A 12,798-nucleotide genomic window follows, 5' to 3' on the forward strand; every position below is an offset into this window, starting at 1 on the left:
GCCACCTCTACACCGAAATCCTCGGCACCCCCCACACCACCATCGACGACAACTTCTTCGACCACGGAGGCCACTCCCTCCTCGCCACCCGCCTCATCAACCGCATCCACACCACCCTCCACACCACCATCACCCTCCAAACCATCTTCCAAAACCCCACCCCCGCCCAACTCGCCCCATATCTTGCCGCCTCGCCCTCTTCCCGCCCCCAACTCCGGCGCCGTACAAAGCCGAACAACAAGTGAGGGAAAAGCACATGTCGGTTCCGCCCATTCTCCTCAAGAGCGACGAGCTGTTTCAGGACGAGTCGTCGACCACGCCCTACGAGGCTTCGCGCGACCTCTCCAAGTACCTGCTGATGCACTATGGAAAGCTGGAGGACGCGTTCGAGCGTCCGCACCATCCGCTTGCGGGATTTCACGACTACCCGAAGCGTCTGGCCCGTGTGCTTGAACTCTGCGCGTACCGCACCGGCACCCTCGTGCGCACCGCTCTCGACGTGGGCTGCAACGTCGGCGGAGTCACGCACGCACTGGGGGGGTGGGTTGAGGAGCGCGTGCTGGGGATCGACGTCAGCCCGCGCTCGATCGAGATGGCCCAACTGCTCACCCGGCACGGTGGCGGGACCTTCAGCATCATCGGGCAGGGGCCCTTTTCCCATGACGTCCAGGTCGAGGTGCCGGCTGCCGAACGCCGTGCCTTGGTTGAATTCGAGGTCGGCGACGCCTGTGAACTGGGACGACTTGACGGCCCGTTCGACGCCGTCCTGATGTCGAATGTGCTCGACCGGGTGGCGGATCCGACGGCGGCCCTGGAACAGTTCCTCGATACCCCGGATGTCCTGCGTCCCGGTGGCCTTTTGATGGTCGCATGCCCCTGGTCGTGGTACCCGGAATTCAGCGACCCCGACGCGTGGCTCGGTTCGGCGAAGGACGCCACTTCGAGCGAAGAAGGCGTCAAGCGCGTTCTCTCCTCCGGATTCGACCTCGTCCTTGAGGAAGACCATGGCGGAGTGCTGCGCCAGAATCCGCGTGAGTACGACTACTTCGAATCCCACGTGACCGTATGGAAGAAGCGGTGACAAAGCGGGTGGGCACGGTCGTCTACGAGAAGCGGAACCTCGTGGCATACATCACGCTCAATCGACCTGATGTGCTCAACGCCATGAACCTGCGGATGCACGAGGAACTTGCCGAGGTCTGGGACGATTTCGAGAAAGACGACGATCTCTGGGTCGGAGTGCTGTCCGGCGCCGGCGAACGGGCCTTCTCCGTCGGACAGGACCTCAAGGAACTCGCACGCCGTATCGAGGAAGGTTCCGCGACCGCCTCCACCATCGGTAGTCGCGGCAAGCCGGGATTCCCGCGCCTCACAGAGCGGTTCCGCCTCTCGAAGCCGATCGTCGCCAAGGTGAACGGATATGCCCTGGGAGGTGGATTCGAACTCGCCCTCGCCTGTGACATCATCGTCGCCGCCGATCACGCGGAGTTCGCGCTCCCTGAGGCGAGGCTCGGCCTCATGGCAGGTGCAGGCGGTGTCTTCCGACTGACCCGGCAGATCCCGTACAAGACAGCCATGGGCCATCTGATGACTGGTCGTCCCTTGTCCGCGGCTCGCGCTTACGAGCTCGGTCTGGTCAATGAGGTTGTCCCGCGTTGCGAGCTCGACGACTGCGTCGGTCGCTGGGTCGACGACATGCTGCGCTGTGCGCCTCTCTCCCTGCGGGCCGTCAAGGAGGCCGCATCGACCGCGGCGACCATGCCGTTGGAGCAGGCGTTCGCCACCCGCTATGTCTGGGAGGAGCGGCGCATGAACAGCCAGGACTCCGAGGAGGGAGCTCGAGCCTTCGCCGCTGGACGCGAGCCGAGGTGGCAGGGAACTTGATGTCCCAGAGCATCTGGTTCTGACCCGAGCCGTCATTGGAGCGCCGCCTCTTGGGCGCTCCAATGAATCCTCCGTGCGTAGGAGCAGTCAACACATCCGCGTCGAAGTTGAGTTGGGCGGCAACGACAAACGCGCCTGTCGATCCACCGGCTGTCGCGACCCCTTTGCGGCCGGACGCCTGCGGATCCCAATGGCACCTGCCCTGGGTCGGCGACGCAGCAGCTTACTGACTATTAGCAGCTAACCCACACTTTGCTGACGGTGGGGATTCCTCGAGATACTCCGAGTGCGGGCTGCACCTGCCCTCGCACCCGATCGGGCTCGGAGATGTCGGCTCGTGGACATCTACGTCAAACCCAGGTAGCCGGCTCCGTACCAGGCAGGCATACCCGTTCGCGTTCCCGGACGCCAAAGGGTGGCCCACAAGATCCCCTAAGCGCGAGCAGAGCAGAGAAGAGTACAGGTTGTGCGCAAGAGAGTCCCGGCGATCACGGCTGCTGTCGCCGCCACTCTGCTTACCCCTTTCCTTTTCACCTGCGCCAGCCCCTCTGGCGGAGAGGGGGCGAGACGGGCAGTCGATGAACCCGCGGACGAGACACCAATGAGCGGTTCCACCCGTGGCGAGGAGGGTGGTGTCGGTTCGGTCGCCTCCAGCCGACGTGACATCGAAGCCCCCGCTGATGCGGCTGCGGAGGTCAACGCTGCTGGCGGGACAAACAGCTGCCCTCGGTCGGACTACGACTGTCGATAACTTCTTCATGCGTGAAACCTTTGACGCACGACGACGAATAGTAGAGAAGTGCATGATTTCTGAGCCGGAGTTGATGGGAGATCCCGCCGGCGCAGGTGCGTACCAGGTTGTCGGGGACTTCGGTACAGACACCGGCGACCGCGCGAGGCTGCGGAATCGGTGGCTCTGGGCCCTGGGTGGCGCGTTGTCAGCATCGCTCGTGTGGTCGACGGCGATGTTTCGCCTGGGAGTCGGTGAGCCGGAGCCGGATACACGCGGCTACCAGCTCAGTCAAAGAGGATGTCGGACACTCCAACTGGTCTCGCTCGGGGCCGAGATCGCTGCGATGGATACGACCAGTGTCATGGCTTCTGGGCTGTCGGAGCATCCAGTGTTCGACCATCTCCAGTGCGTCATCCATCTACGGCCCTTCAGAAGTGCGAAGAGTGAGGGAGACGGGCCGATCCGCCTCTATGTCGTCGTGGTCAACGTCAGACTCCACAAGACCGGCGATCCTCGCGACGAGTTCGAAGCGGAGACAAGGGTGACTGGTTTCGGTGTCGCCACTGACGAGGAGGTGATGTCCGTGGCTGACCTGGGTGACAGCGCGTACCTGATGACGCCGGACGTCAGTCACACGGAGTTGAGGGTCCTCGACGGTGGTGCAGTCCTCTCGATGAGTCTCTCCGCGACGGCCGACTGCAGCGGTGAAGCCGCAGTAGGGGAGTGGGAGCCCTGTGATGTCCCGACCAGAAACGTATCCGTCCATCAGAGTGCTCTGATAGATGACATGCGCGGCCTCATGGCTCACCTGAAGCGTTGAGAACATCAAGGACGTGCTCAAGGCGGACCCTTGCCGTCCTAGGCATAGCGGGTACACCTGGGAACTTCGCCAAAGCGGCAACGATCACGGGCTGGGTCCCCTGGCGGGTGTGAGTATCGAAGTCGACCCCTCTCCGTCGGCTCGGCAGCATCGCAAGCCGCGTCCCGACGCACTCCCCCTGCGCCGGGACTCGCGTGAGCCGGGCTTCGCGTCTTACCCGGGGCGTTGAAGCCCGGCTCCTCTTCGTCGCGTGGCCACGCCAAGCCTTGCACTCTCCTGGAGATCAGCAGCCTGACGTCTTGGGTGCTCCACGTTGCGGCGCATGACGACGGACGCCAGCTGGCTTCGGTGCCGGAAGTTCGAAACGAGCCGGGACGGGTCCGCAGCTGCCCGTCGTTGACTCAGGACCTTCAGCAGACCCGGTGCACGTTCGGCGAGCAGGCGGATGACCGCGCTGGTGTAGGCGTGGGCGGTGGACTCGCTGATCCCGAACCCGGCAGCGATCTTCGCGAGGGTGGTGTGTTCGCGCAGGTACACCAGTGCCACCATCGCACGTTGAGACGGGCGGAGCTTGCAGCGCCGGTCGCCCTCACGGGTGACGACGAGCATGGTCACCCACTCCACGAGCGCATGAGACAGGTCGAGTGCGGCAGGATAGATGACCAACGAGGCCCCCGAGCAGCGTGGTTGAGACGTCAGACATCTCGATCAACAGCTCGGGGGCCTCGCTCGTTGCGCTTCGTCCGTCACCTGATCGGTGGTCAACTCGAAGAAGCTCACTGAAGAACCTCGTAGGGACCTAACAACCAACTGGTGCAATGTTGTTGATCAACGAAGCATCCTCCAGCCAACGGGCCGCCGGTGACCAGACAGATTTCTCCTTGGAGTCTCAGAACATGCGCATCTGACCAACACGAGCCGCAGACCCGTGGGGTGCTTTCGCCATGGCCGTGTTACTCGCGTCGACCGGAGTGCAGGGATCGGCCTGGGCCACCGTCCACTCCAGCAAGTCTTCCAGCGGCATACCGCCTCGGTCTGAGGCCATCATCCGGGATGAGTCCAGGATGGTGACACTGATCACCGGCGACACGGTGACCGTGGCGGCGAATGGCTCGGTCTCCGGTATCCAGCGCGCGCCGAGGGGCGCGACAAGGCCGCTTTCTCAGTTTGCGAGATCGATGGTCATCATCATGTGATCCCTGTGGACGCGCTTCCGGCGGTCGCTCGCGGTTCGCTCGACCGGCGGTTGTTCGACGTCACGCAGCTGCTGCCGATGGCTATGGCGGCGGGGCTCGTACGGACCTGCCGCTGATCGCCACCGGTCCTTGCTCATCGTCTCCCGATACCGAGGCTCTGCGCAGCGTTGGTGCGAGAGGCGCACGATCGAGTACGTCCTCGGCAACGGAGTCAAACGTCGGCGTCTTCGGCCTGGCACTGCCACCCGGTGAGAGTGAACCGAGCTGGGGAATGCTGGCGCTGCTCGCCGGGGCAACGAGATCAAGGTGGAGGTTCCGCTCTTCAGCGACGGGCAGGGGCATCTGGCATACCGATTCGGAGCTGCACCAAGGACCACGTTGTCCGTCGACGGACAGGAACTCACCAGCACGCCCGCTGGCTTCTACGGGGCCGTAAGCTACGCAGCCCCCGCCCAGGCCGGCCCCTACGACCTGGTCGTCGAGGACACCAGAGATCCCCACCTGTACCCGGTGAGTACCCAAGTGCGAGCTCAGTGGACCTTTCAGTCACAACACACATCCGACAATGAAAGGGTCCGACTACCGCTCTCCGTGGTCCGCTTCTCGCCGGAGATGTCGTCCTCAGCTACCGCGAAGGCAGGGGAGCCATTTGAGGTGCCCTTCACAGTGGAGGGTGCCGCCACAGCCAAGACCGTGAAGAAGCTCGCCTTTGAAGTGTCGTACGACGACGGCCGTTCATGGGCAGCTGCTAAGGCTGTCAACGCTACCCATCTGTTGCTCTTGCACCCCGAAAGACCCGGCACTGTTTCTCTTCGGGCACAACTCACCGACCGAGACGGGAACACGCTGGCCCAGACAATCAACCGCGCTTACAACACGGTCCCGTAGGCAACGTCCCAGTGTGCCCGGAACCGAAGTTCCTGGGCCCACACGCGTGTCGGCAGGGCTGGCCGGGACAAGATGCGAACAATCGGCGACCTATGGCGGCCCGCACCGGCACTGGCACCAGCCAACGAGGATCTACGAGCGCTCGGCATTGCGCCTTGTGGCCGCCGGCGGCGGCCACAAGGCGAAGACCGCTGCGGTCACGGCGGTGATCGCGACAGCTATACCGAATCCTGCGTAGGCCGACTGAACGCTCAGCCACGACGAGGCGACGCCCAGAGCAACGACCGGGACGCTCACCGCGACGTAGGCCATGGCGAAGAAGACGGGGAGTATGGCGTTGTCGTTCATCTCTCGCGCGGCTGCGGTCACCGTGCTCATGGATGCCATGAAACAGAGGCCGAATCCAGCTCCGGTGACAGCTGCGCCGGCGAAGAAGACGCTGGCGTTGGCGTTGCCGTGGGCCCACACGGACATTGCCAGGCCCGCCACGAGGGAGGCGCTTCCCGTCACCGAGGCCGATCGGTCGCTCATCCGGCCGAGGAGCATGGGTGCCAGGCCTCCGCAGCCTTGGAGCACCAGGATCACCAGTGCTGACAGCGCGCGGTCCTGCGTGTGCAGCAGCGCAGAGGTCATCTCCACTCCGAGTGCCAGGTACAGTCCGACGACGGCCCAGCTCGCCGTGACGATGGGCGCGGTGCGCAGGAGCACCCTTCCGGAACCGTTGTCTGGCCGGATCGGTTGCGGGCGCCAGGTGTGCAGCGGTCGTACGGCACGTGTCTCCCAGGCCGGGATGGCGGCGACGGCGAGCAGCCCGGCCAAGGACAGCACAGCGAGGACGACGAACGGTACAAGAAGGGGTGCCGACGCGTGTTCGACCACCAGTCCCGAGCAGACAGCACCAAGAGCGATGCCTGTGGATGTGGCCGCGCTGTTGACAGCGGCAGCGCGTTTGCGGTCCTCGTCGTGGTGGAGCCTTCCCAAGGCCGTTCAGGCGCTGCTGGTCAGCAGTCCGACACCCACACCTTGGACGAGCCGCGCCAGTCCCAGCACCCAGACGCCCGTCGCCAGCATGAACGCCAAGAAGCAGCCCGAGAGGACGGCCAGCGAGACGATGATCGTTCGTTTGGATCCGATGTGCTCCGACAGGCTGCCCGCGAGCAGCAGGGTGACAACAGCGCCGACCGCATAGCAGGCGTAGATGACTGTCGTAGTCATGGTGTCGAAGTGCCAGCGTTGCTGGTAAAGGCCGTACAGGGCTGATGGCGCGCTGCTGGCGGCCATTACCACGAAGACGACGCCGGCCACAGTCCAGAACTCCCATGGACGACGCATCCGTTTGGCGCCTCGGACGGGTCGGCTGCGCCGGTCGCGTGGCACACGCGAGACCGCGCTAGGAATCATGGAGAGGCCCTTTCCCGCACCGCCAGTGATGGGACTTCGGACCAGCTGGGGCGCAAACGCGATGCACCTGCCTCATGGTGTACGGTGCCGCCCCGTGCATCCAGGCACTGGTTTTCCTGGGACTTCGAGCCTGGGAAAGCCAGTACCAGGCTGCGGGGGCCTCTATGTGTTTGGTCAAGGTCCAAGGCCAGTAGGTTCTTGCGGTCAAGGCGCGCCGAGCCGTAGGGGTGTCATGAGTGATAGCCAGGTCACGATTAAGCTCACGAGTGACGAAGCACTGGTGCTGTCGCACTGGCTGGAGAAGCTCCAGACGACGGACCTCAGTCGCGTTGTCGACGATCCAGCGGTCTGGGCACCGATCCATCGAATCGCCGGAACACTCGACAAGACGCTTCCCGAGCTGTTCGCGCCTGACTATGACCAGCGGCTTGAGGCCGCTCGTCAGCGGCTTCGGCCGGAGGACTGATCGAGCGGTCAGTCATGCCGGACCCGAAGGCCGGGCGCCCCATTGCAGGGCCATCAAGAAGGTAATGGGGGGACTGACCGGACGAACCAGACGATCAGCCCTCGGTCGAGCTTGGGAAGCACTGTTCCTCAAAATCTGCCGCGTGGGCAGCAGCGATTCCACTGACGCCAGCCCAGGGCCACACCGCCGAGAACCAGACGGTGGAGCTTCGCCCTCACCCTTGCTTTCGACCAGGCGTGTCTCACCATCCGGAGCGGCGCAGCTCTTGAGAACCGCCGTGCTAACGTTTCGTAAGTGACTTCTGATTCATATGACGCCTGTCCTACCTTTGAGGGAACCCTCGAACTCACCGGGCGCCGCTGGACAGGATCGATCTTGCACGCCGCCGGCCAAGGCGCTCGCCGCTTCGGCGAGTACCGTCAGATGATCAAGGGGATTTCCGACCGCCTCCTCTCCCAGCGACTAAAAGAGCTGGAAGTCGAAGACCTCATTGAACGCACCGTCATACCCACTACCCCCGTGCAGATCCAATATCGCCTGACGCAAGAGGGAAGAGAACTGGTCGACGCCCTCATGCCTCTCGCACGGTGGAGCATGAAGCGTTCGATCTCCCGGCGGACAGGAACCCGGTCGACTTGATGTAGGGGTGACGCACCGAGCCGCCCCTTGGAGCTCCTTCGTTGTGTCCCCCTCCTTGTAGGTAGTGCCGGAGGCGTAGCCGCATTCGGACGCCTCAACGCGCCGCTGATGAAGGCGTCAGGTGCCCGCTTCATCCGAGCCACCTGAGCTCTACAACGGCCAAGTGACAGGTCCGCGACCTGTCACGGTCGGCTGAAATCACGGCCGAGGAGGCCATTCGTGATCGGTGCCAGCGGCATCGATGCCTTCTATGCCCTGGCTGTCGACAACGGTCAGCACCGCGCGGCCACTGTCACACTGACAGGAGGCGCTCGACAAACACCGGAGCAACACTGGTCGCAACCGAGTTGGGCCGGGATCGGGTCGAGGCCCCGGACCCCACCTTGTTGTGCGATCACACGCTGTGCTCACTCTGCATGCCTGCGGGCGCGCGTGCAGACGTGCCTGCGTGCCGAGATGATCGCTTACTGTCTCGAGTTGGCGGGAGTTGGGCCTGTCGTGAGCGAACGGCCACCTGAGGTGCTTGAGGTCCTCGGGGCGTTCGCGCTTCGGGACGAGCGCGAGGGCCCCGGAGCTTGAGGTTCATCTCGCCATGACACTGTCGCGGCGCCGCAGAACGGTGTGCGGTGTCAGTCACACCGCGACCAGAGGGCACGCGAAGGGGCCTACTGACCACCGCAGATCATCCCGAGGCCGACCGGGAGTACCCCCGTGTTCACTTTAGGTGGTTGTACTCCCACTGAGCCAAGTTCACGAAGAACACAAGCAATCAGCACTAGAAAGATCGAGGCCGCACTGCTCACCCACCCCTCGGTGGGCCAGGCAGCGGTGGTGGTCCGGGAGGACCAGCCGGGCGACAAGCGCCTCACCGGATACGTCGTCCCGGTGAGCGGTTCGGACGATGGTGTGGATATCGCGGAAGTCCGTGCCGGCCTGACAGCCGTCTTGCCGGAGCACATGGTGCCGGTCCGCGATCGTCGAGATGGTGGACGGGTTGCCGTTGACGGTGAACGGCAAGCTCGACCGCGCTGCGCTGCCGGCCCCGGATCACAGCACCGCACCCGCGAGCAGGCAGCCGGGAACCTCCCACGAGTACCTGCTCCGCGAGGTGTTCGCCGACGTTCTCGGCCTTGGGCGCGGCCCGGTCGGTCCTGGTGGGGGTGCTGGTCATCGCCGGGTACGGCACGGTGAGTCTGGTGTGGGGTGTGACCGCGGTGTCGTTTCGGCAGACGCAGGTTCCGACGGAGCTGCTGGGCCGGGTCACCATGGCCTTCCAGACGGCTTTCGTGAGCGGGGGAGCCCTGGGGGCTCTGCTCGCGGGACTGGTCTACCACGGCGTCGGCCCCCAGGCTCCCTTCCTCGCCGGGGCGGCACTGCTCTGCCTGGCCGGCGCCCTTCTCCATCGATCGCCCGCCGACTCCGGTGGAAGCGACAGCCGCGGAGCCATTCCCGCCGGTGAGCGCGGCTCCTCCTGACACGGGTGTCCCGCCGAGAGCGAGCGGCGCACCTGCACTCCGGGCGCTACGCGAGCCGGTACGACCGGTCATGTCCTCCGCCGGGCTCTCGCTGACGGGTTCCTCCGCCGCATCGCGTTCCACGGGCCGTCGGATGCGCCGTGGAGCCGGCCCGCCCCGCATCCTTGCTGTTGACAGGCGAAAACGGCACGGGGGAGGGATAGGGGGTCACCGTCAGCTCGGCCACGTTCTAGGCGGCGTGTGAACGGGAACACAGACCGTTGACGTCAAGCCCAGCCTCGATAATCATTGAGCATCATCAATGATTGAGCGGCCAATAGGACTGATTGGACAGTGAGGACCCGCCATGCGTATCGGGGCGGCGCTAGCCGCGAGGCAGGTCGTGCCACTGGCTGCGCGAAAGTCCAACTTGGGCGGGCCCCAATGCCGCGCGGCGTCTGAGAGACAGTCTTGTGATCATGTCTTACGATCGCTCGGTTCCCGCGAAAGCGCGCGAGGCATGAGCGGCTGGGAAATCAACAGGGTTCCTGAACGCTTTGACACTCCTTGGGAATGCCGACCACGGCCCAGCTGCTGCACGTTCGCGGGACTGGACCGAGTCCCTGAGCGGCTTCCGCAGGTGCATCCTTGGCCGTCTTCGGCTTCAGCAACATTGGAGCGTCATGTTCCAGCGGATGTTCGTCTGCACCACTACTTCTGGCTGCAGCACCCGTTCTCAGGCGGGCATTGCATCGACAGCCGTGCGCGGATGAGTGGGTGAAATTCCGGTCACCCACTCAGTCCGTGGACTCGCCGACCAGCCGTGCTCCAGAGCCACCCGAGCAGTGGCTCCCTCGTACCGACTTGAGCTAGTCGAAACCGTAGGAGTCAACCGCCTCGTGAACGACCTTTTGATGCCCTCGGCCACTTTTGCAGAGATGCATTTGGCCTGCTCTGCACGCGGCAACGTCAGCAGCCAGGGGCTGCGCCCTGTGGGGGCCATGGACCGCACACCGCTTGCCCATTGATGACCTGATCACCAATGGCTGGAGCTGGCCCGACTGCTGTCGTGTGCCACGGTGGCAATCAGCCGCCGAGCATCAGGATGCCGTCGTGACCTGGCCCGATACTTCACCGGCCGGCACTGCCACGCACCCGCAGGCCGTGCCCACTTCATTTCGTTCCGTTCTTAGGTGGGGCCATGCCCGAACATCCGGCATCTCGTTCCTCGCATTCACGCACCATTCTGTCGGTCCTCCTACTCTCCGTCTTCGCTTACGCGCTCCTACAAGCCGTGATCAGCCCGGGCCTACCCGCGCTGCAGCAGGAACTCGGCACTACGCCGAACCTAACTGCGTGGGTCATGACCTCTTTCCTGCTCTCGGCGTCAGTCTTCACACCCGTGATCGGTCGGCTGGGAGACCGTTACGGCAAGGATCGCGTTCTCATGGTCTCGCTTATTGCCCTGTCGGTCGGTTCGGCCATCTCGGCACTGGCGCCGGGAATTTCACTCATGCTCGTCGGACGAGTCGTCCAGGGGATCGGCGGCGGTGTGCTCCCCCTGACCTTCGGAATCATCAGGGACGAGTTGTCTAAGGAGAAGACCCCGGGCGCCATCGGTGTGGCGGCGTCGCTCGCCGCGGTAGGCGGTGGAGTCGGCGTCGTGGTGGCCGGCCCCCTTACCGACGCATTTGGCATCCGATCGCTGTTCTGGATCCCTGCCGCCCTCACTGCTGTTGCCGCTGCGGCCTCCCGACTCGTGATCCCGCCGTCGCCCTCCCGGAACTCAAGCCCCATCAGCTGGCTCGCCACCACATTGATGGCAAGCTGGCTGATCGCCCTCCTTGTACCTCTAGCTCAGGCGTCCCAGTGGGGGTGGACTTCTGCCGCAGTGACCGTGACGCTTGTCGTTGCTGTTGCACTTGTCATCGCGTGGGTCATCGTGGAGAGTCGCTCCGACCAACCCCTGATCGATATGCGCATGATGCGCACCACTGCAGTGTGGACCACCAACCTCGTCTCCTTGCTGTTCGGTATTGGCGTGTTCGCGGTAATGGCCTTTCTTCCCACCTTCGTACAGACGCCTACCGAGGCCGGCTACGGGTTTGGCGCCAGTGTGACCGAGGCAGGCTTGATGCTTCTTCCCATGACCGTGACGATGTTCTTCTCCGGGCTCGCTGCGGCAAGGTTGATCAGGATGTTCGGGTCACGGTATGCGCTCACCGCGGCCTCACTGCTGAATGTCGCATCCATCGCCATGCTCGTCATGGAGCACGAAGAGCGCTGGCAGATTCCATTGGCTCTCGCGCTTCTGGGCATATCGCTGGGCATCGGCTTCTCCGCGATGTCGATCGTCATCGTCTCAGCTGTACCCGCCGACCAGACAGGTGTGGCGAATGGGGTGAACGCCAACGTCCGCACCATCGGAGGATCTGTCGGCGTGGCCGTAATGAGTGGAATCCTTGGCTCCAACATGTCCGTCGGCGGCGTGCCCACCGAGAATGGCTACAGCTACGGCTTCGCGACGCTGGGTCTTGCAGGTGTCATCGCCCTGATCGTGGCGGTGATGATTCCCCGCCCGGGGTTCGAGTCGGTTGGGGTGCGCTGATACAGGGCGGCCTGCCCGCCCGATGTGGTCTGCTGCAGGGTTGGGTGACAGGTTCGGTTACGCGGCCTGGAGGGCCGGTGTGGTCATGACGATCTCCAATTCGACGGGAGTCAGCCAGCCGAGTGAGGCTTGTCGGCGGTGTCGGTGGTAGGTCCTCGATCCAGGTCACGATCGCGATGCGCAGTTCCTGGCGGGTCGACCAGCTCCGGCGGTCGAGGACGTTCTTCTGCAGCAGGCTGAAGAAGGACTCCATGGCCGCGCCGTCACCTACCGCCCCGACCCTTCCTATCGAATCGGCCACCCCGTGGCCGTCGAGTGCCCGGATGAATTTCCGTGACCGGAACTGCGATCCGCGATCGGTGTGCAGAACGCACCCAGCGACGTCCTGACGCCGTGCCACGGCGTTGTTCAAGGCGGTCACAGCGAGACGGGAGTCCATCCGCGCGTCGATGGAGCAGCCCACGATCCTCTTACTGAAGACGTCCTTGATCGCGCAGAGGTACAGCTTTCCTTCGCCGGTGGCGAGCTCGGTGATCGGCGAGCCACAGGCGGTTCGGGCTATCCGCGGTGAAGTCGCGGCGGACGAGGTCGTCGTGCACCGACGGGCCGGCCTTCTAGTACTCCAGTGAGAAATCGTTGCCTGAGCTGGTCCTTCTTCGGTAGTGGCAGCGTCGGGCTGTGGCTTGGTGCCGTCTGCGCCAGAGAGACC

The 12,798-nt window shown here is 64.2% G+C and carries 10 protein-coding genes and 3 pseudogenes; 10 read left to right on the plus strand and 3 right to left on the minus strand.

Annotated elements, in window-relative coordinates; all coding sequences use genetic code 11:
- The 4 genes from ACZ7LV_RS38715 to ACZ7LV_RS38730 form a co-directional block, all read left to right on the plus strand.
- Nucleotides 1-245, plus strand: a 245-nt coding sequence (locus ACZ7LV_RS38715; protein ID WP_471946050.1) for a phosphopantetheine-binding protein, incomplete at its 5' end; no start/stop codon positions are given.
- A gap of 11 nt (nt 246-256) precedes the next feature.
- Nucleotides 257-1,081, plus strand: coding sequence for a class I SAM-dependent methyltransferase (locus tag ACZ7LV_RS38720; protein ID WP_471946051.1), 825 nt, complete (start codon nt 257-259; stop codon nt 1,079-1,081).
- Nucleotides 1,066-1,884 (plus strand): enoyl-CoA-hydratase DpgD, encoded by an 819-nt coding sequence (dpgD, locus tag ACZ7LV_RS38725; RefSeq protein ID WP_471946052.1) that lies wholly within the window; start codon nt 1,066-1,068, stop codon nt 1,882-1,884. Before ACZ7LV_RS38720 ends, dpgD begins: the two co-directional genes overlap by 16 nt.
- A gap of 617 nt (nt 1,885-2,501) precedes the next feature.
- Nucleotides 2,502-3,437, plus strand: coding sequence for a hypothetical protein (locus tag ACZ7LV_RS38730; RefSeq protein ID WP_471946053.1), 936 nt, complete (start codon nt 2,502-2,504; stop codon nt 3,435-3,437).
- A 396-nt stretch (nt 3,438-3,833) separates the two neighbouring features.
- Here ACZ7LV_RS38730 and ACZ7LV_RS38735 read toward each other — a convergent pair.
- A pseudogene (locus ACZ7LV_RS38735) lies at nt 3,834-4,103 on the minus strand (helix-turn-helix domain-containing protein); the annotation flags it as partial.
- A 398-nt stretch (nt 4,104-4,501) separates the two neighbouring features.
- On the opposite strand from ACZ7LV_RS38735, the gene ACZ7LV_RS38740 reads away from it, so the two are divergent.
- Nucleotides 4,502-4,633, plus strand: coding sequence for a hypothetical protein (locus ACZ7LV_RS38740; protein ID WP_471946054.1), 132 nt, complete (start codon nt 4,502-4,504; stop codon nt 4,631-4,633).
- A gap of 1,020 nt (nt 4,634-5,653) precedes the next feature.
- On the opposite strand, the pseudogene ACZ7LV_RS38745 reads toward ACZ7LV_RS38740, so the two are convergent.
- Nucleotides 5,654-6,922: pseudogene (locus ACZ7LV_RS38745) on the minus strand (MFS transporter).
- 232 nt (nt 6,923-7,154) lie between these two features.
- Here ACZ7LV_RS38745 and ACZ7LV_RS38750 point away from each other — a divergent pair.
- The 5 genes from ACZ7LV_RS38750 to ACZ7LV_RS38770 all read left to right on the plus strand — a co-directional run bounded on the left by ACZ7LV_RS38750 (nt 7,155) and on the right by ACZ7LV_RS38770 (nt 12,089).
- A complete protein-coding gene (locus ACZ7LV_RS38750) occupies nt 7,155-7,388 on the plus strand; it encodes a hypothetical protein (protein WP_471946055.1) in 234 nt (77 codons plus the stop codon).
- Nucleotides 7,389-7,682: 294 nt separating this feature from the next.
- A complete protein-coding gene (locus tag ACZ7LV_RS38755; RefSeq protein ID WP_471946056.1) occupies nt 7,683-8,027 on the plus strand; it encodes a winged helix-turn-helix transcriptional regulator in 345 nt (114 codons plus the stop codon).
- Nucleotides 8,028-8,738: 711 nt separating this feature from the next.
- Nucleotides 8,739-9,218: an AMP-binding enzyme gene (locus tag ACZ7LV_RS38760; protein ID WP_471946057.1), complete on the plus strand. Its 480-nt coding sequence runs from the start codon at nt 8,739-8,741 to the stop codon at nt 9,216-9,218.
- Complete coding sequence (locus ACZ7LV_RS38765) at nt 9,158-9,502, plus strand: hypothetical protein (RefSeq protein WP_471946059.1); 345 nt, start codon at nt 9,158-9,160, stop codon at nt 9,500-9,502. The genes ACZ7LV_RS38760 and ACZ7LV_RS38765 overlap by 61 nt, the downstream gene beginning before the upstream one ends.
- A gap of 1,180 nt (nt 9,503-10,682) precedes the next feature.
- Entirely contained in the window at nt 10,683-12,089 is a 1,407-nt protein-coding gene (locus tag ACZ7LV_RS38770) for an MFS transporter (RefSeq protein WP_471946058.1), read from the plus strand.
- Nucleotides 12,090-12,146: 57 nt separating this feature from the next.
- Here the strand turns inward: ACZ7LV_RS38770 and ACZ7LV_RS38775 are convergent.
- Nucleotides 12,147-12,703, minus strand: a pseudogene (locus ACZ7LV_RS38775) (IS3 family transposase); the annotation flags it as partial.
- Nucleotides 12,704-12,798: the final 95 nt, after the last annotated feature.

The organism is Streptomyces sp. NPDC107562 (assembly GCF_055657325.1).

Bases quoted from the DNA above. Each gene is read 5' to 3' on its own strand.
- ACZ7LV_RS38720 (WP_471946051.1), top strand. From the start codon at position 257: ATGTCGGTTCCGCCCATTCTCCTCAAGAGCGACGAGCTGTTTCAGGAC.
- dpgD (WP_471946052.1), top strand. From the start codon at position 1,066: ATGGAAGAAGCGGTGACAAAGCGGGTGGGCACGGTCGTCTACGAGAAG.
- ACZ7LV_RS38740 (WP_471946054.1), top strand. From the start codon at position 4,502: ATGGTGACACTGATCACCGGCGACACGGTGACCGTGGCGGCGAATGGC.
- ACZ7LV_RS38750 (WP_471946055.1), top strand. From the start codon at position 7,155: ATGAGTGATAGCCAGGTCACGATTAAGCTCACGAGTGACGAAGCACTG.
- ACZ7LV_RS38770 (WP_471946058.1), top strand. From the start codon at position 10,683: ATGCCCGAACATCCGGCATCTCGTTCCTCGCATTCACGCACCATTCTG.